Consider the following 18,317-nt stretch of genomic DNA (forward strand, 5'->3'; position numbering starts at 1 on the left):
GACGGAGATCCTAGGCCCACTGCCCCCGCACCCGGTGCCGCCAGGTCGGGCGCACGATCCCCGAACCCGATCCCGCCGTCCGCGCGGCTGCCGTCCGCCACGGTGCCGGCTTGTTAGCGTGGGACGACGGAAGCGCCGGCGCGCGCCTCCGCACACCCCTCGAACGGCCGCACCGACCCCACACCGGCGCGGCCGTACGGCGCACGGCTGCTCGACCGGGGAGGGGTGCGATGACCGGGACGCCCGGCGAAGACGGCGGCTCCCACGCCGACGAGACGGACAGCGGCACCCGCGCCGGCGAGACGAACGGCGGCAGCCCGAGGGCCGGCCGCGATCAGCGCGTCGAGGGCGGCCGGGGCCGGGTACCGGCGCGGGACCGGTGGGAGGGGTGGCTCGCCCGGGCGCGCGAACTCTGGACGGTCGCGCTGCGCGGAGCGAAGCGGTTGTGGACGGCGGCCCGGCCCGTGCTGGAGCAGCTGCGGTGGCAGGAGATGGAGTCCGCACCCGTGACGCTCGTCGACCGACGGCCGGCGCCGACCCTGCTGGTGCCGGCTCAGGGGCAGGTCTACCACTTCGTCGTCCGAACCACCTTCACCTGGACCTCCGACCACGCGCGGCCGGAACTCTTCGGCTGGTACGTCGACCAGTTCCAGCCCCAGGCGATGCAGCGGCTGCGGCGCATCGCGGTCCGGTGCGCCGCGGAGATCCCGCCGGATCAGCCCCGGGCGTTCGCGCTCGCGCTGGACGACGCCATGACCGGCGACGACGCCCTCCCCTGGGCATACGGGCGCGGCGGCGTGAGGTTCACCTGTGAGCCGGACGTGTCGGTCCACCTGGACGAGCCGGTCCGCGAGCTGCTCCGGCCGTACTGGGACAAGCGCATCGCCCTGGAGTGGAAGCGCGACCTCGAGCGCCGGCGCGCCGAGTACGCCGAGGAGGAGCGCAAACGCCGGCCGACGACGGCGCAGGACGACGGCGCCGGGCCGGCGTCCGGAATGCCGGAAGCGCAGGACGACGGCGCCGGACCGACAGCCGGAATGCCCGAGGCCCAGGACGACGGCGCCGGACCCGCGTCCGGAATGCCGGAGGCCCAGGACGACGGCACCGGACCGACAGCCGGCATGCCGGAGGCGCTCCGGCAGGATCACCCGCCACGCCAGCGGGAGGCCGAGGCGGACGACGCGGGCGGCACGGGGCGGCGTCCGGCCGAGCAGGCCACGCGGGAGGCCGGCACGGAAGACGCGCGGCGGGGGCCCCGGCCGCCCGACTCCCCGGTGGAGCAGTGGACTCCGCTCGAACCGTTCCCGCAGCCGCCCGCTCCGCATCCCGCCCCCGGGCAGCGGCCGGCGTCGGCGCATCAGGGCGAGACCACGCCGGCGCCGGGCGACCCGGACAGTCCGGGGCCGGCCTGAGCCGGCGGGTCAGCAGTTGTTGGTGCTGGTCTGGTTGCGCTTGAGGTAGTCGGACCAGGTGACGCCCTGGACGACCGAGACGACGACGCTGCCGTCGTGGATCTGCTCGTAGTGCAGGTGCGGGCTGAGGTCGTACTTCGCCGAGGAGGCGCCGACCTTGCCGATGACGGTGCCCCGGTTCACGGTGTCGCCCTTGGCGACCAGCCGCTCGCTGAGGTGGGCGTAGCGGGTGCGCCAGCCGTCACCGTGGCCGATCACGATGGTGTGGCCGTAGCCGGTGGTGGTCGAGTAGTACGACTCCAGCACGGTGCCGCCGGCGCTGGCGACCACCCGGCGGCCCAGGTCGTCGGGGTTGCCGTTGCCGTCGTAGTGGTTCCAGTCGATGGCGTGGGCCGGGCTGTGCCCGTTCCAGTTGTTGCCCTGCCACGTCTGGCCGCACAGGAACGGCATCCGGAAGCCCGGCCGGGCGGCCTGCGCGGGCTGCACCCCGGTCAGGGCACCGACGACGACGGTAACCGTGAGCAGCGCGAAGATGCGCCACCGGGCGGCGGTGAGCGTTACGGACATCGATCCCCCCAGAGTCAATGACGTGGGTCGATGCTATGGGCAGCCCGAGGCAAGGTAAATAGCTACGACCAGGGGTGCCGCGACAAAGGTTTCCTACGTGCCCTGCGCGGCGGCGTCCGGCTGGGGGCGGCGGGCCGCCAGGAACCCGGCCAGCCCCATCACGTCCTCGGTGGCCAGGAAGGCCCCCCGCGCGTTGAGCAGGGCCTCGTCGGCGTGGGCGAGGCAACCCCAGACCGTGTCGCCCCACGAGTCGGCGAGCTTCACCTCGGCCGGCTCCGGGCAGGGCTCACCGCGGGGGCTGCCGATCTGGCAGCGGGCCGGGGCGCCGTCGCGCCGGGCGACCGCCTCGGCCGCCTCCCGGATCAGGGAGAACCGGGCCTCGGCGTCGCCGCGCGCCTGCGTGGGCACGGCCCGGCGCTGCCCGTACAGAACGGTGTTGCCGTCGGGGTCCGTGGTGCGGCACTCGCCGCCGGGGGCGTGCGCGGGGTGGCCCACCGGCTCGACGAGGTGACCGGCGGCGGTGAGGCGGTCCGTCGTCGCGGCGAGGTCGTCGACGTAGAGGTAGACGAGCAGCGGCAGTTCGACGGTGACGAGGCGCGGCTTCACGGCGGCCAGCAGCAGGGTCAGGTCCCCGCACTGGAGGTGGCACCAGCGGGAGCCGCCGTCGCCGCCGCTCCGCTGCTCGGTGTAGCCGAACAGCTCGTAGAACGCTCGGGCGGCGTCGGCGTCCGCGACGTACAGCACCGGCACGTGGGCCTGCACTCCGTTCCGCATCGCGCCACTCTAGCGATCGGGGACGTGGGAATCACGTCTTGTGGATCAGGTTTCCGGGTCGGGGTCAGGCGGCGAGCGCCGCGTACCGGCCGGCGTGGTCGAGCAGGGTCTCGTGGGTGCCGGACTCGACGATCCGGCCGTGGTCGAGCACGGCGATCTGGTCGGCGTCGCGGACGGTGGAGAGGCGGTGCGCGATGGTGATCACGGTGCGGCCCCGGGCCAGCTCGTCGAAGGCCCGCTGCACGGCGCGCTCGGTCTCGGTGTCCAGCGCGCTGGTCGCCTCGTCCAGCACCAGGATCCGCGGGTCGCGCAGCAGGGTCCGGGCGATGGCCAGGCGCTGCTTCTCGCCGCCGGAGAACCGGTGGCCGCGGGAGCCGACCACCGTGTCGTACCCGTCGGGAAGCGCGGCGATGAGGTCGTGGATCTGGGCGGCGCGGGCGGCGGCCTCGATGTCGGCGTCGGTGGCGTCCGGCTTCGCGTACCGGAGGTTGTCCCGCACGGTGGCGTGCAGCAGGTAGGTCTCCTGGCTGACCACGCCCACGACGGCGGCCAGGTCGGCCAGGCGCAGGTCGCGCAGGTCGACGCCGTCGACGGTGATCCGGCCGGCGTCGGGGTCGTGCAGCCGGCTGATCAGTGCGGCGAGCGTGCTCTTGCCGGAGCCGGTCTCGCCGACGACGGCCAGGCTGGTGCCGGCCGGTACGTCCAGGCTCACCCCGGCCACGGCGGCCGTGTCGCTGCCCGGGTAGCTGAAGGTGACGTCGGAGAAGCGCAGGTGGCCGCGCACGCGGGCCGGGTCGAGTTCGACCGGCCGGGCCGGGTCGGCCACCTCGACGGGCAGGTCCAGGTATTCGAAGATCCGGGCGAACAGCGCCATCGAGGCGGTGAGCGAGACACCGACGTTGAGCAGGCCCATGAGCGGCCGGAACAGGTTGCCCTGCAGGGCCGTGAAGGCGACCAGGGTGCCGATGGTGAGCGTGCCGGCGGTGCCGGGCAGGCCGGCGCCGAGGTAGATGACGGCCGGGATGGCCGCGAAGATCACCGTCATGGAGGCCATCCGCCAGCGGCCGGCCAGCTCCGAGCGGAGTTCCAGGTCGACGAGGCGGGCCGAGGAGGTGGTGAACCGGTCGACCAGCGTCGCGCCGGCGCCGAGGGTCTTGGCCAGCTGCACGCCGCTGATCGACAGCCCCTCCTCGATGGTGACGTTGAGGTCGGCCAGCTCGCGCTGGCGGCGGGCGGTGATCTCCCGGCGCAGCCGGGCGACCCGCCGGGTCAGCCAGATGGCGGGCGGCAGCACGACCACCGAGACGAGGGTGAGCCGCCAGCTCAGCGCGACCATGGCGATCACCGTGGCGATGACGGTGGTGAGGTTGGCGGCGATCGAGGTGGCGGTGGAGGTGACCACGGCCTGCATGCCGCCGATGTCGTTGGTGATCCGCGACTGCACCTCGCCGGTGCGGGTGCGGACGAAGAAGCCGATCGACTGGCGCTGGAGGTGGGTGAAGACGTCGGTGCGCAGCCGGTGCATGACCTCCTGCCCCACGCGGGTGGAGATCCAGGTCTGCGCCACGCCGAGCACGGCGGTCACGGCGGCCACCCCGACCATGCCCGCGACCAGCCAGGCCAGCAGGGTCAGGTCGCGCTCCGGGAGGGCCCGGTCGATCACGGTACGCAGGAGGAACGGCGACGCCATCGCGATCACGGACGACGCCACGATGATCGCCACCACGGCGGCGAGGGGGCCGCGGTGGGCGGTGAAGAGGCCGCCGATCCGGCGCAGCGACACCTGGCGGGCCTGTGTCTTCTCGGCGGGGGTCACGGTGGTCCGGCCGCCGCCGCGGCCGTCTCGGAATCCGTCCAAGGGGGTGCTCTCTTTCGTCGGGGGCATTGCTGAGGCTACCTCATTATGAGGGAACAACAGCATGTGCTGCTACCGTATTCCAGTGACCGGCAGCGACGACGAGGAGAGCCTGGCCGAGACGTTCTGGGCCGTGGCCCGGCGGCTGCGCCACCAGTCCAAGCGCACCCTCGAACCCTGGGAGATCAACCCGGGGCACGCCCGGGCGCTCGCCGTGCTCATGCGGCACGGCGCGGTCCGGCTCAGCGCGCTCGCCGAGCACCTGCGCATCGCGCCCCGCTCCGCCACCGAGGTGGTCGACGGCCTGGCCGAGCGCGGGCTGGTCGAGCGCCGGCCCGACCCGGTCGACCGGCGGGCCACCCTGGTCGCGCTCACCGGAGAGGGCGAACGGGTCGGCGAGGCCATCCGGGTGGCCCGGGCCGCCGAGGCGGAACGGTTCTTCGGTGCCCTCGATCCGGCCGACCGGGACGAGCTGACCCGGATCCTGCGCCGGCTGCGCGACGACTGAGGTGTGGTGGCCCGAGCGCGGTCAGCGCAGGCCGGCGGCGATGCCGTCGACGAGCAGCGCGCCGATGGTGCGGGCCAGCGTGGCCCGGGCCGCCGCCACGTCGAGGCCCATGGCGTCGCGCATCATGGCCCACGCCGCCCAGGTGCAGGCCACGGTCAGCGCGTCCAGCAACTGCTCGCGCCCCGCACCCGCGTGCGCCAGCTCGGGCTCGAAGACCAGCTCGATCTCGTGGCGGACCCGGGCGATGGCCGCCTCCCGGTTACGCCGCAGCTGCGGCGAGAACGGCTCCCGCAGGGCCGAGGCGCGCGCCGAGGGCGCCAGCACCTCCAGCATCTCGGCCCGCTGGTCGCAGAACTCCGCGATGCGCCGGGTGAGCGGCAGCTCGGCGGGGATCGGCTGCCAGAGCGCGTCCAGTCGCTCGCCGACCCGGAGCCCGGTCGCGGCGAACAGGGTCTCCATGTCCTTGAAGTTGGTCCACAGGGTGCGCAGGGACACCCCGGCCCGCTCGGCGATGCGTTCCCCGGTGGGCCGCAGGTCGCCCTCGTCGATGAGCGCCAGGTGCGCCTCGACGATGGCGGCCCGGGTCCGCTCGGCCCGCGCCGACCGGCCGTCCACCCGCGCCGGCGCGTCGGCGTCCACCTCGATCATGCGTCCGCCCCCTGTGCGTAGCTCCTGGCCGGCGCGGCTTGCCCGCCCCGGTGGCGTCACGCCGGACTGGTGCACTCTACGTGCGCGTCGGCGGGCGGCCGCCACCGCGGTGACGGCCGCCCGGCGCGTGGTCAGGTCGTCGGGATGGCGTCCGCCGGCGGGGCGGTCGGCGGCTCGCTGAACTCGGTGACCGCGGCGTCGCCGTCGTCCGTGGTGTACGTCGGGCCGAAGTACGCCTGCGCGCCGTTCTGGACCTTGTTCAGCCGCACGCCGCTGTAGCCGGCGTGCACGCTGTCGCTGTACCGGAACGGGGTGAGGCCCGGCCCGCGGAAGCCGCCCTTCTGCACCGCCTCGACCAGCTTCTCCCGGGTCGGGTCCTTGCCGGCGGCGAGCAGCGCCTGCACGAAGGTGTACGCCATCGAGTAGCCGTAGATCGCGTTGCCGTCGATCGGGTTGGCCGAGTTGTACTTCTGGTGGATCTTGGTGAACTCCTGGATCCACGGGTTGGCCGTGTCACCCACCATCGGCAGGTAGTTGTCGGCGACCATGCCCTCGAGGATCACCTTCTTGTCGCCGAGCTGGTTGGACAGCGTCGTGTAGTCGGCGCCCACGTTGGACACCACCCACTGCGCCCGGAACCCCTGCCCGGCGGCCTGGCCCATGGCCAGCGCCGTGAAGCCCGGGATGCTCGCCGAGATCACCACCTGGCAGCCGGCCGCCTTGAGCGCCCCGATGGCCGGGCCGACCTGCTGGTTGGTGGTGGTGTAGGTCTGCTTCGCCGCCACCGCGCCGAGGACCTTCTCCACCCCGGCCAGGGAGTCCCGCCCGAAGTCGTCGTTCTGCCCGAAGTGGCAGACCTTGGCGCCGGGGAACTGCTGCTTCACCCAGGTGGCGAGGACCTTGCCCTCGACCGTGTAGTCGGGCTGCCAGCCGAAGGTGGTCGGGTACTTGTCGGGCTGGTTCCAGTTCCGGCTGCCGGAGGAGACGAAGAGGTCGGGCACCTTCTGGGTCTTGACGAACTCCAGCACGTTGGTGTGGGTGGGGGTGCCCAGCCCGCCGAGGAGCGCGAAGACCTTGTCGTCGAGGACCAGCTTGCGGACCACGTTCTCGGTGTTGGCGGGGTTGTAGCCGTCGTCCATGACCTTGTAGACGATCTTCCGGCCGTTCACCCCGCCCTTGCTGTTGACGTGCTCGAAGTACGCCTTCGTGGCGGCGGAGATCTTCGAGTAGCCGGGGGCGGCGGGGCCGGTGAGCGGCTGGTGGGTGCCGATGACGACCTCGGTGTCGGTGACGCCGGGGACGTTCTCGGCGGCCTGCTTCGCGTCGTCGGCGCAGGCCGGCACGGCGGCCAGCAGGGCGAGGCCGGTGGCGGCCGCGAGTATGCGGCGGGTGGTGGGACGCATGGTTCTCCATTCCGGTGCGGCGGTGCGAACGGGTGGGTGGAACCGGGGTGGCTCAGTTCTCCGGCGCGCGGCGGCGGGCGCGCAGCCGGGCGGCGACGGTACGGACGGCGCCGTGCAGGCCGCCCGGCGCGGCGAGCATGACGACGATGAGGATCAGGCCGAACACGGCCAGCGCGAGGTTGCCCTCCAGCCGCTGGGCCAGGCCGCCCGACAGGCTGAACGTCTCGGTGAGCAGGCTCGGCAGGTCCTGGAGCGCGACCAGCAGCACGGCGCCCCAGACCGCGCCGGCGAGGCTGCCGAGCCCGCCGATCACGATCGCCATGAGCAGGAACAGCGACAGTTCCAGGGGGAACTTTCCCGGGGCGACGGTGGCGGTGAGCACCGCGTACACGCCGCCGCCGAGGCCGGCGCAGCCGGCGCTGACCACGAAGGCGAGGACCTGGGTGCGGGCGACGTGGATGCCGGCGAGCCGGGCCGCCACCTCGTCGTCCCGTACGGCGCGCAGCGACCGGCCGAACCGGCTGCGCACCAGGTTGGCCAGGAGCAGCACGGTCACCAGCGCGGCGAGCAGCGCGACCCAGGCCAGCCACCGTTCCGGCTGGAAGTAGGCCCCGAGGAAGGCCGGCGGGGTCTCGGCCGGGAAGCGCAGCCCCTGCTCGCCGTTGAACACCCCGGTGAAGATCGTGCTGAGGGCCGGCACCAGCGTCGCCACGGCGAGGGTCACGCCGGCCAGGTACGGCCCGCGCAGCCGGGCGGCCGCAAGCCCGATGACCAGCCCGGCCAGCGCGGTCGCCGCCACGGCGGCCAGCAGCGACAGCGGCAGGATCCAGCGGCCCTGCACGCCCCGCTCGTCGAACGCCCGCTGCACCAGCGCCACCGTGTAGGCGCCGGTGGCCATCAGCGCCCCGTGCCCGAGCGAGAGCTGGCCGTTGAGCCCGACCAGCACGGTGTAGCCGGCGGTGACGCAGAGGAACGCGCACACCCGGGCCACCTGGAGGTTCTGGTACGGCGCGAGCTGGTTGGTGAGCAGCACGACCAGGGTGCCGGCGAGCACCGCCCCGGCCAGGTGGCGCAGCAGGGTCGACCCGCGCGGGCCGGCGGCGGCCGGCGCGCCGGGCAGCAGCCGGCGCAGCGGGGACGGCCCGGCGGGCCGGTCCACCCCGGACCGGGCGGAGGGGCGGGTGGCGGTCACACGTGCCTCGCTCTCGCACTGGAGAAGAGCCCGCCGGGGCGGACCAGGAGGACGGCCAGCAGCAGCACCAGGACGGCCAGCGGGGTGGTGTCCGGGCCCAGGTAGCCGGTGACGTACGAGAGGATCAGGCCGACCAGCAGGCCGCCGACGACCGCACCGGTCGGGCTGTCCAGGCCGCCGACCACGGCGGCGGTGAACGCGACGACGAAGACCAGGTCCATGGCGTGCGGGTGCAGCCCCAGCCCGGTGGGCACGACGAGCATCCCGGCGAGCGCGCCGACCGCGGCGGCGAGGGCCCAGCCGAGGGTGAGCATCCGGCTCACGTCGACGCCGAGCAGCCGGGACACCTCGGGGGCGAACGCGGCCGCCCGCATCCGCAGGCCGATCGGCGTGCGGGTGAACAGCAGCGCGAGCAGCACGACGACCACCAGGACGGCGCCGAGCACCCACAGGTCGTAGGGCGAGAGCGCGGCCACCCCGCCGAGGGTGAGCGCGTCGGTGTCGAACGGGGCGGCGGCCGGCCGGTAGCCGTTGCCGAAGACCATGCCGAGCACCGCCTGGATGAGCAGCACCAGGCCGAGCGCCACGATCACCTCGTTGAGCGGGTTGGCGTGCCCGACGAAGCGCATGAGCACCCGTTCGACCAGCGCGCCCAGGAGCAGGCCGGCGAGCACGGCGGCGCACAGGCCCAGCCAGTAGGAGCCGGTCGCGGAGGCCACCGCGTAGCCGACGTACGCGGTGGCCACGGCCATCGCGCCCTGGGCGAAGTTGACCAGCCGGGCGGCCCGCCAGATGAGCACCAGGGCCAGGGCGAACGCGGCGTAGACCGCGCCGGTGGAGAGCCCGCCGAAGGTGAGGAACAAGAACCGGTCCAATCGCGGATCCTTCCTGCTCGCCGGGCCGTCAGAACCCGAGGTACGCGTGCCGGAGCTGGTCGTCGTCGCGCAGCCGGGCCGCCGGGGCGGCGGTCACCACCCGGCCGAGCGACATCACCACGCCCTGGTCGGCGACGGAGAGGGCGCTGCGCACGTTCTGCTCGACGAGCAGGACGGTCAGCCCCCGCTCGTCGCAGAGCCGGCGCAGCAGCGCCATGATCTGGGCGGTCACCTTGGGGGCCAGGCCGAGCGACGGCTCGTCGAGCAGCAGCAGCCGGGGCCGGGCGATCAGCGCCCGGCCGAGGGCGAGCATCTGCCGCTCCCCGCCGGAGAGCTGGTGCCCGGCGTGGCGCCGCCGGCGGGCCAGGGCCGGGAACAGCTCGTACACCTCGTCCTGGGCCCGGCGGGCGTCGTCCCGGTCGCCGCGCCAGAGCCCGCCGAGGCGCAGGTTCTCCTCCACGGTCAGCTCGGCCACCACGCCCCGCCCCTCGGGGACGTGCGCCAGGCCGCGCCGGACCAGCCGTTCGACGCGGACGCCGCGCAGGTCGGCGCCGTCGAAGCGGACCCGGCCGCCGGTGGGCCGCAGCAGACCCGAGAGGGTACGCAGCAGCGTGGTCTTGCCGGCCCCGTTGGCGCCGAGGACGGCGGCGATGGTCCCGGCGGGCACCTCGAAGGTCACGTCCCACAGCACCGGCACCGGCCCGTAGCCGGCGCTCACCGCCTCGACCTCCAGCACCGCGGTCACGACCCGGCCCCCGCGGCCTCGGCCGGCACGTCGGCGCCGAGGTAGGCCTCGGTGACCAGCGGGTCGTCGCGGACCTCGTCGGGGGTGCCGGCGGCGATGACCCGGCCGAAGTCGAGCACCACCAGCTCCTGGCAGACGGCCATGACCAGGTCCATATGGTGCTCGACGAGCATCACCGAGCAGGCGCCGCCGGCCCGCTCGGGCAGGGTGCGGACCAGCTCGGCCAGCTCGGCGACGTCGTCGGCGCCCAGCCCGCCGGCCGGCTCGTCGAGCAGCAGCAGCCGGGGCCGGGCGATCAGGGCACGGGCCAGGGCGACCCGCTTGCGCACCGCGTACGGCAGGGTGGTCGGGGCGGCGCCGGCGTGCGCCGCGACGCCCAGCTCGGCGAGGAGGTCGAGGGCCTCCTGGCGCAGCCGCCGCTCGTCGCGGTCGCTGCGCGGCAGGCCGAACAGGGCGGTGGCGAAGCCGGCCCGGGCCGCGTGGCTGGCGCCGGCCACCACGTTCTCCAGCACGGTGAGCCCCGGGAAGAGGCCGACGCCCTGGAGCGTGCGGGCGATGCCGAGGTGGGTCAGCCGGTGCGGGCGGGGCCGGAACGGCCGGCCGTCCAGTGTGAGCGATCCGCTGGTCGGCGGGACGAAGCCGCAGACCACGTTGAACAGGGTGGTCTTCCCGGCGCCGTTGGGGCCGATCACCCCGACGATCCGGCCGGGCGGGACCCGCAGCGAGACGTCGTCGAGGGCGACGAGCCCGCCGAACCGGACGCCGACACCGTGCAGCGCCAGGTCGATGCCGTCCGCGGGGGTGGGGGGTGGGCTCATCTTCACCTCGGGAGAGGACGCGGCGTCGGGGGTGCGCGGTGCGGCTCGGGCGAAGCGGGAAACTTATTACACCGGGAGTGTACTTTTCGGCGAGGGTTCGTCAATGCCTCCCGAGGGCCGCGGGGATATCGACGCGATCACGATTCCGACGCGCGCCGGAGTCGCACCCGCCGTGCGCGGTGCGCCGTGCTCAGCCGGCGGCCGGGGCGGGTGCCCGCACGGTCCGGACCTGGCCGGTGCGGGGCCCGCCGGCGAGCGCCGCGGGGCTCCACTGTGTGGTGACGAGGTGGAGGGTGCGCCCGTCCGGACCGCCGAGCGCGCAGGCGAAACAGCCCCGATCCAGGTCGATCCGGTCGAGCACCCGCCCGCCCTCGGCGACGCGCACGGCGCACCGGTTCGGCACGTCGCCGTACCAGACGGCCCCGGCGGCGTCGAGGCAGATGCCGTCCGGCGCGGAGTCCGGCACCGCCGCCCAGACCCGCCGGCCGCCCAGCGTCCCGTCGCCGGCCACGTCGTACGCGGTGAGCCGGCCGGCGTACGACTCGGCGACGATCAGGGTGCGCCCGTCCGGGGTGAGCACCATGCCGTTGGGGAAGGCCAGGTCGTCGGCGACCAGCCGAGCTTCGCCGTCCGGCATGACCAGGGCCACCGCCCCCGGCCGGTAGTCCCCGGCGGGGAAGTCGAAGCCGATGGTGTCGACGTACGCGTTGCCCCGGGCGTCGGTGACCACCTCGTTCCACGGGTGCGGGACGAGCGCGGCCAGGTCGGCGTGGGTGCGCAACGTGCCGTCGGGTTCCCGGCGCAGCAGCCGCCCGGCACCACCGGCGACCAGCAGCAGCCGCCCGTCCGGCAGCCAGTCGAGGCAGATCGGCAGCCCGTCGACCCGGGCGACCACCTCGGTCCGGCCCGCCGCGTCGACGGTGAGCACCTCCCCGGCGCCCCAGTCGGCCAGCCAGAGCCGCCCGTCGTGCCAGCGGGGCGACTCGCCGAAGGTGAGCCCGTCGACCAGGATCTCCGGTGCGTTCACGGGTGGCTCCTCAGCAGGTCGCGGGAGCGGCGGAGGAACTCCCGCTCGGCGGCGTTGTCGGTGCGCGCGATCGCCGCGTCGTACGCGGTCGTCGCCTCGGCGGGCCGGTCGAGGCGGCGCAGCAGGTCCGCGCGGACGGCGTGCAGCACGTGGTAGCCGGCCAGGTCCAGCCGGTCGACCTCGGCGAGCGCGGCGGCCGGGCCGGCCACCTCGGCCAGCGCGACGGCCCGGTGCAGCGCCACCACCGGGCCGGGCGCGTGCGCCAGGAGCTGGTCGTAGAGGGCGAGGACCTGCCACCAGTCGGTGTCCGCGGCGGTCGGCGCGTCGCTGTGCACCGCGTTGATCGCGGCCTGGATCTGGTACGGGCCGGGGCGGTCCCGCCGCAGGCAGCGCCACACCAGGGCCTGCCCCTCGGCGATCAGCGCCCGGTCCCACCGGCCCCGGTCCTGCTCGCCCAGCGGCACGAGCGCGCCGTCCGGCCCGGTCCGCGCGCCCCGCCGCGCGTCGGTGAGCAGCATCAGCGCGAGCAGGCCGAGCACCTCCGGCTCGTCCGGCATCAACTCGGTCAGCAGCCGGCCCAGCCGGATCGCCTCGGCGCACAGCTCGTCGCGGACCAGCCGCTCCCCCGCGCTGGCGGTGTGCCCCTCCGTGAAGATCAGGTAGACCACGGCGAGCACGGCGCGCAGCCGGTCGGGCAGGTCGGCGTCCCGGGGCACCCGGTACGGGATGCCGGCGTCGCGGATCTTCGCCTTGGCCCGGACCAGGCGCTGCGCCATGGTCGGCTCCGGCACCAGGAAGGCCCGGGCGATCTCGGCGGTGCTCAGCCCGCCGAGCAGGCGCAGGGTCAGCGCGACGCGCGCCGCCGGGCCGAGCGCCGGGTGGCAGCAGGTGAAGATCAGTCGGAGCCGGTCGTCGCGCACGGGACCCTCCTCGGCGGGCGGCTCGGCGGCGTACAGGAGGGCGGCCTGGGCGTGCCGGTCGGCGCGGGACTCCTCGCGCCGCCGCCGGTCGATCGCCCGGTTCCGGGCCGTGGTGATGATCCAGCCGGCCGGGCTGGGCGGTGGGCCGTCGACGGCCCACCGGTCGACCGCGGTGGCGAACGCCTCCTGGACCGCCTCCTCGGCGAGGTCGATGTCGCCGAGGAGGCGCACCAGGACGGCGACCGCGCGGCCGTACTCCGCGCGGAAGACCCGTTCGACGTCGGTGGGGCCGGTCATTCCTCGCCCTGGAACGGGCGCACCTCGATCGGGAGGGTGGTGGCCAGGGCGTAGCGGCGGCCCCAGTCGAGCGCGGCGTCGAGGTCGGGCGCGGTGATGATGGTGAACCCGCCCAGGTACTCCTTGCCCTCGACGTACGGGCCGTCGGTGACGAGCACGTCGTCCCCCTTCGGGCGCAGCACGGTGGCCGTCTCTGGTGCGTGCAGGCCGTTGCCGAACACCCAGCAGCCGGCCTCCCTGAGCTCCCGGCCGATGGCGTCGACCTCGCGCATCACCCCGGCCAGGAACTCCGGGTCCGGCCGGCCGGCGCCGGCCGGCTGGTACATGCTGATCAGGTACTGCCTCACGCGCGTCTCCTCACCTCCGGCAGCGGCCCCGCGCCGCCCCTCCACCCTCCACACGAACGGCGGACGCCGGTATCGACACGCCGGCCGAGAGAATTCCACCGGGATCCGGGTATCCCGCGCCGTGCGCGGCAGCCGGGTGGTCGTGGTCGGGGCGGGGTTCTCCGGCCTGGCCGCCGCGCTCGCGCTCGCCGGCGCCGGTTGCGCCGTACGCCTGGTGGAGGCCCGGGACCGGGTCGGCGGCCGGACGCTCTCCCGGCCGCTGCCCGACGGCGGCTGGCTCGACCTCGGCGCCCAGTGGATCGGTCCGACCCAGGACCGGATGTACGCGCTGGTGGCCGCCCACGGCCTGGCCACCTTCCCGTCACCGGCGCAGGGCGCGCCGACGCTGCGCTGGGCCGGGCGGCGGCTGGCCGAGGCGCCCGCGTCGGTGGCCGCGGTCCTCGACACGCTGGACGGGCTCGCCGCGCGGCTCGACCCGGCCGCGCCCTGGCGGGCGGCCGAGGCGGCGGAGTGGGACCGGACCACGCTCGGTGGCTGGCTGGCCGCCACCGCGCCCGACCCGGTCACCGCCCGCTACGCCGGGCGGTTGCTGGCCGGCGGGCTGCTCGCCGCCGCGCCGGACGAGGTGTCGCTGTTGCAGATGCTGTTCTATCTGCGCAGCGGCGGCGGCACGGGCGTCCTGCTGGGGATGGCCGGCGGCGCCCAGCAGGACCGGATCGTGGGCGGCCCGGCGGCGCTGGCCGAGCGGTTGGCCGCCGCCCTGCCGGCGGACTGCCTGCGCCTCGGCGCCCCGGTCGAGGGGCTCACCCAGGACGGCGCCGGGGTGCGGGTCGACGCGGGCGGCGAGGTGCACCGCGCCGACGCCGTGGTGGTCGCGGTGGCGCCGGCGCTGGCCGGGCGGATCCGGTACGACCCGCCGCTGCCGGCGCTGCGCGACGGGCTCACCCAGCGGATGCCGATGGGCGCGGCGATCAAGGTGCACGCCCTCTACCCGGAGCCGTTCTGGCGGGCCGACGGTCGCTCCGGGGTGGCGACCGCCGACGACGGCCCGGTCACCGAGACGGTGGACAACTCGGTGCCCGGCTCGCCGCGCGGGGTGCTCACCGCGTTCAGCTACGGCGCGGAGGCCCGCCAGCTGCGCCGGATGGCGCCGGACGCGCGGCGGGCCGCGCTGCTGGACGCCCTCGGCACGCTCGTCGGGCCGGCCGCCGCCCGCCCCGACGACCTGGTCGAGTACGACTGGTCGGCCGACCCGTGGACCCGTGGCTGCTTCTGCGGCATGCTGCCGCCCGGCTCCTGGCGGGACTACGGCCCGGAGCTGCGCCGGCCGGTGGGCCGGGTGCACTGGGCCGGCACGGAGACCGCCACCCGGTGGAGCGGCTACCTGGAGGGCGCGGTCGTGGCCGGCGAGCGCGCCGCCGCCGAGGTGCTGGCCGACCTCCGCTGAACCCCGCAAGACAAAGAAAAACTTCCATGTGTCTATTGAAAAGTTTCTCCACCCTGTGACCTAATGTTGACAGTTCCTTTCGTCAGTCTCCCCCACCCCCAGGGAGGAAAGATGAACCGTCCCCTGCGATCGGCGCTGCGTACGGCCGCCACGGCCCTGCTCGCCACCGTCACCCTGGCCGCCTCGGCCGTCGTCGGCGCGACTCCCGCCAGCGCCGCCCCGGCCGGCCTGCCCGGCATGGACGTCTCCAGCCACCAGGGCAACGTGAACTGGTCCGCCGCCTGGAACAACGGCGCCCGGTTCGCGTACGTGAAGGCGACCGAGGGCACGTACTACACCAACCCGTACTTCGCCCAGCAGTACAACGGCTCCTACAACGTCGGGATGATCCGCGGGTCGTACCACTTCGCCCGGCCGGACACCACGACCGGCGCCACCCAGGCCAACTACTTCGTCGACCACGGCGGCGGCTGGTCCAAGGACGGCAAGACGCTGCCCGGCGCGCTCGACATCGAGTACAACCCGTACGGCGCCACCTGCTACGGCCTGAGCCAGGCCTCGATGCGCAGCTGGATCGCCTCGTTCGTCAACCAGTACTACGCGCGCACCGGCCGGTGGGCCACCATCTACACCACCACCGACTGGTGGAGCACCTGCACCGGCAACACCTCGCAGTTCGCCGCGAACAACCCGCTGTGGATCGCGCGCTACTCCAGCAGCGTCGGCACCCTGCCGGCCGGCTGGGGGACGTACTCCTTCTGGCAGTGGGCCTCCTCGGGCGTCTTCCCGGGTGACCAGAACGTCTGGAACGGCACCCTGGACCGGCTCAAGGTGCTGGCCTGCAACGGACCCTGCTGATCCGCTCCGGTGGCGGGCGGTCCGCTCCGGCGTCTCCGCGCCGCGACCCGGATCCGCCCGCCACCGGCGGCGCCCGTCCCCGACGAGGAGGCCCCGATGTCCGTTCCCGTTCCCCGGCGGGCCGTGCTGCGCGGCGCGGTCCTGCTCGGCGCCGCCGCCGGCGCCACCGCGCTGACCCAGGTCGGCCCCGGCCGCGACGCCCGGGCCGTCGCGGCCCGGATCGACCAGCCGACCATCGCCAACTGCGCGACCTGGGGCGCCCGCCCGCCGTCCTCCGCGGTGAGCGTGGCGCAGAGCCGGCCCAACAAGATCATCATCCACCACACGGCGTTCCCGAACACCACCGACTACAGCCTCGCGCAGGCCTACCGGAACTCGCGCGACATTCAGAACCTGCACATGGACAGCAACGGCTGGCTCGACTCCGGGCAGCACTTCACCAACAGCCGGGGCGGCTTCCTCACCGAGGGCCGGCACGGCAGCCTCTACGGGCTGCTGCACGGGCAGACCATGGTGCAGGGCGCGCACTGCGTCGGGCAGAACAGCCAGGCCATCGGCATCGAGAACGACGGCATCTATCTGGACGTGCAGCCCCCGCAGGCGCTCTGGAACAGCCTGGTGTGGTTCTGCGCCTTCACCTGCCAGCAGTACGGCATCCCGCCGACCGAGATCTACGGGCACAAGGACTTCAACAGCACGCAATGTCCCGGCCTGCTGCACGACCGGCTCCCGGAGCTGCGCAGCACCGTCGCCGCCCGCCTCGGCGGCTGACCGGAGGGGCGGGACCCGTCCCGCCGGCGCGCCGCTCATGCAGCGCTCGCTTATATAAGTCGGATCTGATAGAAAGAGGTCGTGCACGCCTTCGACGTCCTCGGAGATCCGGTCCGTCGCCGGATCCTGGAGCTGCTCGCCGATGGCGAGCAGCCCGCCGGCACGCTCGGCGCGACCGTCCAGCGGGAGTTCGGCATCAGCCAGCCCGCCGTGTCGCAACACCTCAAGGTGCTGCGGGAGCACGGCTTCGCGACCGTCCGCGCCCAGGGCACCCGCCGCCTCTACGCGGTGGACCCTGGCCCGCTGCGCGAGATGGACGAGTGGCTGGCGGGTTTCCGCCGGTTCTGGACGCCGCCGCTGGCGGCGCTCGCCACCGAACTGGCCCGGGGCCGGCGCGAACGGCGGCTGCGCGAGAGCGAATCCGACGAGAGGACCACATCATGATCGACGTAATCGGGCAGATCAGCGACGTGGAGCGCCGGCTGGGCAGCCGCACGCTCCCCGCCGGCGAGGCGCGGGTGATGACCGTCAGCCAGACGTACGACGCGCCGGTGGAGGACGTCTGGGACGCCTGCACCAGCGCCGAGCGGATCCCCCGCTGGTTCCTGCCGGTCTCCGGCGAGCTGAAGGTCGGCGGCCGCTACCAGTTGGAGGGCAACGCCGGGGGCACGGTCGAGCGCTGCGACCCGCCGCACAGCTTCGCCGCGACCTGGGAGTTCGGCGGCGAGGTGAGCTGGATCGAGGTACGGCTCACCGAGGCCGGCGCCGGGCGTACCCGGTTCGAGCTGGAGCACGTCGCGCACGTCGACGACCAGCGGTGGGCCGAGTTCGGGCCCGGCGCGGTCGGCGTCGGCTGGGACGGCGCGCTGCTCGGGCTGGCCTCCCACCTCGCGGCCGACGGCAGCGGGATCAGCCCGGACCAGGCCGTCGCCTGGATGGGGTCCGACGAGGGCCGGCGCTTCATGGCGGAGGCCAGCGCCCGCTGGACCGAGGCGAGCATCGCCGCCGGCACCCCGGCCGACGAGGCGCGCGCCGCCGGCGACCGGACGACCGCCTTCTACACCGGCATCCCCACCCCCTGACTCCCTCGCCGGCCGTGCCCGTGCCGCAGGACGGCGGCACGGGCACGGCGCGGCCGACCCGTCGGCGCGCGCGGAGGTTCCGGCCCCCGGGGAATGCGGGGGCGGAGTGTCGGTGCCCTCGGGCAGACTGGCGATCATGCCGATCCGATCCGTCGCCGAGCTGACGGCCGCCGTCCAGACGGGAACGCCGGTCAGATACCTGCACTTCTGGGGGCACCGCCCGCAGCGCGACGGCAGCGCCGGCGCCGGCTGCCTGAGCCAGTGGTGGCCCGCGCCGTTCACGGTGGACGGCCGCACGTACGCCACGGCCGAGCACTGGATGATGTGGCACAAGGCCACCCTCTTCGGCGACGACGGGATCGCCGAGCGGGTCCTCGGAGCCGCACACCCGCACCGGGCCAAGGCGCTCGGCCGGCAGGTCCGCGGCTTCGACGAGGCGACCTGGGCGGCCCGCCGCTACGACATCGTGGTGGCCGGCAGCGTGGCCAAGTTCGGCCAGCACGAGGAGCTGGGCCGGTTCCTGCTCGGCACCGGCGAGCGGGTGCTGGTCGAGGCGAGCCCGGTGGACCGGGTCTGGGGCATCGGGCTGGCGGCCGACGACCCGCGCGCCGCGGACCCGGCGCGGTGGCGGGGCGACAACCTGCTCGGCTTCGCCCTCATGGAGACCCGGGCCGCCCTGCGCGCGGGCACCGCCGACGTCCTCGGCTAGCCGGGGTGGGGGCGGAAAACCCCCAGGCGGAGTCGCCTGGTTTCCGGCTTCCGACCGCGAGC

At 74.6% G+C, this 18,317-nt stretch carries 20 protein-coding genes; 8 read left to right on the forward strand and 12 right to left on the reverse strand.

Translation table 11 applies throughout. The features are described 5' to 3' along the window. Positions 1-230 precede the first annotated feature (230 nt). Positions 231-1,412 carry a hypothetical protein gene (locus ABZ452_RS16525; RefSeq protein ID WP_357943365.1) on the forward strand — a complete coding sequence of 394 codons (1,182 nt, stop codon included), beginning with the start codon at positions 231-233 and terminating at the stop codon, positions 1,410-1,412. Positions 1,413-1,421: 9 nt separating this feature from the next. Here the strand turns inward: ABZ452_RS16525 and ABZ452_RS16530 are convergent, their stop codons facing one another. The 3 genes from ABZ452_RS16530 to ABZ452_RS16540 form a co-directional block, all read right to left on the reverse strand. Next, positions 1,422-1,979, reverse strand: a complete 558-nt coding sequence (locus ABZ452_RS16530) for a M23 family metallopeptidase (RefSeq protein ID WP_357943367.1) — start codon at positions 1,977-1,979, stop codon at positions 1,422-1,424. Positions 1,980-2,072: 93 nt separating this feature from the next. Then, positions 2,073-2,753 (reverse strand): VOC family protein, encoded by a 681-nt coding sequence (locus ABZ452_RS16535; RefSeq protein WP_357943369.1) that lies wholly within the window; start codon positions 2,751-2,753, stop codon positions 2,073-2,075. Positions 2,754-2,817: 64 nt separating this feature from the next. Beyond that, a complete protein-coding gene (locus ABZ452_RS16540) occupies positions 2,818-4,611 on the reverse strand; it encodes an ABC transporter ATP-binding protein (protein WP_357943371.1) in 1,794 nt (597 codons plus the stop codon). A gap of 82 nt (positions 4,612-4,693) precedes the next feature. Here ABZ452_RS16540 and ABZ452_RS16545 point away from each other — a divergent pair, with 82 nt between their 5' ends. Beyond that, positions 4,694-5,116, forward strand: a complete 423-nt coding sequence (locus tag ABZ452_RS16545) for a MarR family transcriptional regulator (RefSeq protein WP_357943373.1) — start codon at positions 4,694-4,696, stop codon at positions 5,114-5,116. Between the two features lie 21 nt (positions 5,117-5,137). Here ABZ452_RS16545 and ABZ452_RS16550 read toward each other — a convergent pair whose 3' ends face one another. The 9 genes from ABZ452_RS16550 to ABZ452_RS16590 form a co-directional block, all read right to left on the reverse strand. After that, on the reverse strand, positions 5,138-5,764 hold the full coding sequence (locus ABZ452_RS16550; protein WP_357943375.1) for a TetR/AcrR family transcriptional regulator: 627 nt from the start codon (positions 5,762-5,764) through the stop codon (positions 5,138-5,140). Positions 5,765-5,895: 131 nt separating this feature from the next. Next, entirely contained in the window at positions 5,896-7,167 is a 1,272-nt protein-coding gene (locus tag ABZ452_RS16555) for an ABC transporter substrate-binding protein (protein WP_357943377.1), read from the reverse strand. Positions 7,168-7,219: 52 nt separating this feature from the next. Then, complete coding sequence (locus ABZ452_RS16560; protein WP_357943379.1) at positions 7,220-8,359, reverse strand: branched-chain amino acid ABC transporter permease; 1,140 nt, start codon at positions 8,357-8,359, stop codon at positions 7,220-7,222. After that, positions 8,356-9,234 carry a branched-chain amino acid ABC transporter permease gene (locus tag ABZ452_RS16565; protein WP_357943381.1) on the reverse strand — a complete coding sequence of 293 codons (879 nt, stop codon included), beginning with the start codon at positions 9,232-9,234 and terminating at the stop codon, positions 8,356-8,358. Before ABZ452_RS16565 ends, ABZ452_RS16560 begins: the two co-directional genes overlap by 4 nt. Positions 9,235-9,262: 28 nt before the next feature. Beyond that, complete coding sequence (locus ABZ452_RS16570; RefSeq protein ID WP_357943383.1) at positions 9,263-9,979, reverse strand: ABC transporter ATP-binding protein; 717 nt, start codon at positions 9,977-9,979, stop codon at positions 9,263-9,265. Further along, entirely contained in the window at positions 9,976-10,797 is an 822-nt protein-coding gene (locus tag ABZ452_RS16575) for an ABC transporter ATP-binding protein (RefSeq protein WP_357943385.1), read from the reverse strand. The genes ABZ452_RS16570 and ABZ452_RS16575 overlap by 4 nt, the downstream gene beginning before the upstream one ends. Positions 10,798-10,987: 190 nt before the next feature. After that, complete coding sequence (locus tag ABZ452_RS16580; protein ID WP_357943387.1) at positions 10,988-11,824, reverse strand: SMP-30/gluconolactonase/LRE family protein; 837 nt, start codon at positions 11,822-11,824, stop codon at positions 10,988-10,990. Continuing rightward, positions 11,821-13,041, reverse strand: a complete 1,221-nt coding sequence (locus ABZ452_RS16585) for an RNA polymerase sigma factor (protein WP_357943389.1) — start codon at positions 13,039-13,041, stop codon at positions 11,821-11,823. The genes ABZ452_RS16580 and ABZ452_RS16585 overlap by 4 nt, the downstream gene beginning before the upstream one ends. After that, a complete protein-coding gene (locus ABZ452_RS16590; RefSeq protein ID WP_357943391.1) occupies positions 13,038-13,388 on the reverse strand; it encodes a YciI family protein in 351 nt (116 codons plus the stop codon). The genes ABZ452_RS16585 and ABZ452_RS16590 overlap by 4 nt, the downstream gene beginning before the upstream one ends. Here ABZ452_RS16590 and ABZ452_RS16595 point away from each other — a divergent pair. The 6 genes from ABZ452_RS16595 to ABZ452_RS16620 all read left to right on the forward strand — a co-directional run bounded on the left by ABZ452_RS16595 (position 13,366) and on the right by ABZ452_RS16620 (position 18,255). Beyond that, a complete protein-coding gene (locus ABZ452_RS16595) occupies positions 13,366-14,835 on the forward strand; it encodes an FAD-dependent oxidoreductase (RefSeq protein WP_357943393.1) in 1,470 nt (489 codons plus the stop codon). The genes ABZ452_RS16590 and ABZ452_RS16595 overlap by 23 nt on opposite strands. A 111-nt stretch (positions 14,836-14,946) precedes the next feature. Then, the gene (locus tag ABZ452_RS16600) at positions 14,947-15,693 is read left to right on the forward strand and encodes a lysozyme (protein ID WP_357943395.1); all 747 of its coding nucleotides are present in this window, start codon (positions 14,947-14,949) and stop codon (positions 15,691-15,693) included. Between the two features lie 96 nt (positions 15,694-15,789). Beyond that, on the forward strand, positions 15,790-16,464 hold the full coding sequence (locus ABZ452_RS16605; RefSeq protein ID WP_357943397.1) for a peptidoglycan recognition family protein: 675 nt from the start codon (positions 15,790-15,792) through the stop codon (positions 16,462-16,464). 81 nt (positions 16,465-16,545) lie between these two features. Further along, on the forward strand, positions 16,546-16,908 hold the full coding sequence (locus tag ABZ452_RS16610; RefSeq protein ID WP_357943399.1) for a metalloregulator ArsR/SmtB family transcription factor: 363 nt from the start codon (positions 16,546-16,548) through the stop codon (positions 16,906-16,908). Continuing rightward, complete coding sequence (locus tag ABZ452_RS16615; protein WP_357943401.1) at positions 16,905-17,546, forward strand: SRPBCC family protein; 642 nt, start codon at positions 16,905-16,907, stop codon at positions 17,544-17,546. The genes ABZ452_RS16610 and ABZ452_RS16615 overlap by 4 nt, the downstream gene beginning before the upstream one ends. A gap of 136 nt (positions 17,547-17,682) precedes the next feature. Beyond that, positions 17,683-18,255: an NADAR family protein gene (locus ABZ452_RS16620; protein WP_357943403.1), complete on the forward strand. Its 573-nt coding sequence runs from the start codon at positions 17,683-17,685 to the stop codon at positions 18,253-18,255. Positions 18,256-18,317: the final 62 nt, after the last annotated feature.

The organism is Micromonospora sp. NPDC005707 (genome assembly GCF_040631005.1).
GTDB lineage: Bacteria > Actinomycetota > Actinomycetes > Mycobacteriales > Micromonosporaceae > Micromonospora.

Coding starts and splice junctions, on each gene's coding strand:
- ABZ452_RS16525 (WP_357943365.1), top strand. CDS start 231: ATGACCGGGACGCCCGGCGAAGACGGCGGCTCCCACGCCGACGAGACG.
- ABZ452_RS16530 (WP_357943367.1), bottom strand. CDS start 1,979: ATGTCCGTAACGCTCACCGCCGCCCGGTGGCGCATCTTCGCGCTGCTC.
- ABZ452_RS16535 (WP_357943369.1), bottom strand. CDS start 2,753: ATGCGGAACGGAGTGCAGGCCCACGTGCCGGTGCTGTACGTCGCGGAC.
- ABZ452_RS16550 (WP_357943375.1), bottom strand. CDS start 5,764: ATGATCGAGGTGGACGCCGACGCGCCGGCGCGGGTGGACGGCCGGTCG.
- ABZ452_RS16555 (WP_357943377.1), bottom strand. CDS start 7,167: ATGCGTCCCACCACCCGCCGCATACTCGCGGCCGCCACCGGCCTCGCC.
- ABZ452_RS16575 (WP_357943385.1), bottom strand. CDS start 10,797: ATGAGCCCACCCCCCACCCCCGCGGACGGCATCGACCTGGCGCTGCAC.
- ABZ452_RS16585 (WP_357943389.1), bottom strand. CDS start 13,041: ATGACCGGCCCCACCGACGTCGAACGGGTCTTCCGCGCGGAGTACGGC.
- ABZ452_RS16595 (WP_357943393.1), top strand. CDS start 13,366: ATGCTGATCAGGTACTGCCTCACGCGCGTCTCCTCACCTCCGGCAGCG.
- ABZ452_RS16600 (WP_357943395.1), top strand. CDS start 14,947: ATGAACCGTCCCCTGCGATCGGCGCTGCGTACGGCCGCCACGGCCCTG.
- ABZ452_RS16605 (WP_357943397.1), top strand. CDS start 15,790: ATGTCCGTTCCCGTTCCCCGGCGGGCCGTGCTGCGCGGCGCGGTCCTG.
- ABZ452_RS16615 (WP_357943401.1), top strand. CDS start 16,905: ATGATCGACGTAATCGGGCAGATCAGCGACGTGGAGCGCCGGCTGGGC.
- ABZ452_RS16620 (WP_357943403.1), top strand. CDS start 17,683: ATGCCGATCCGATCCGTCGCCGAGCTGACGGCCGCCGTCCAGACGGGA.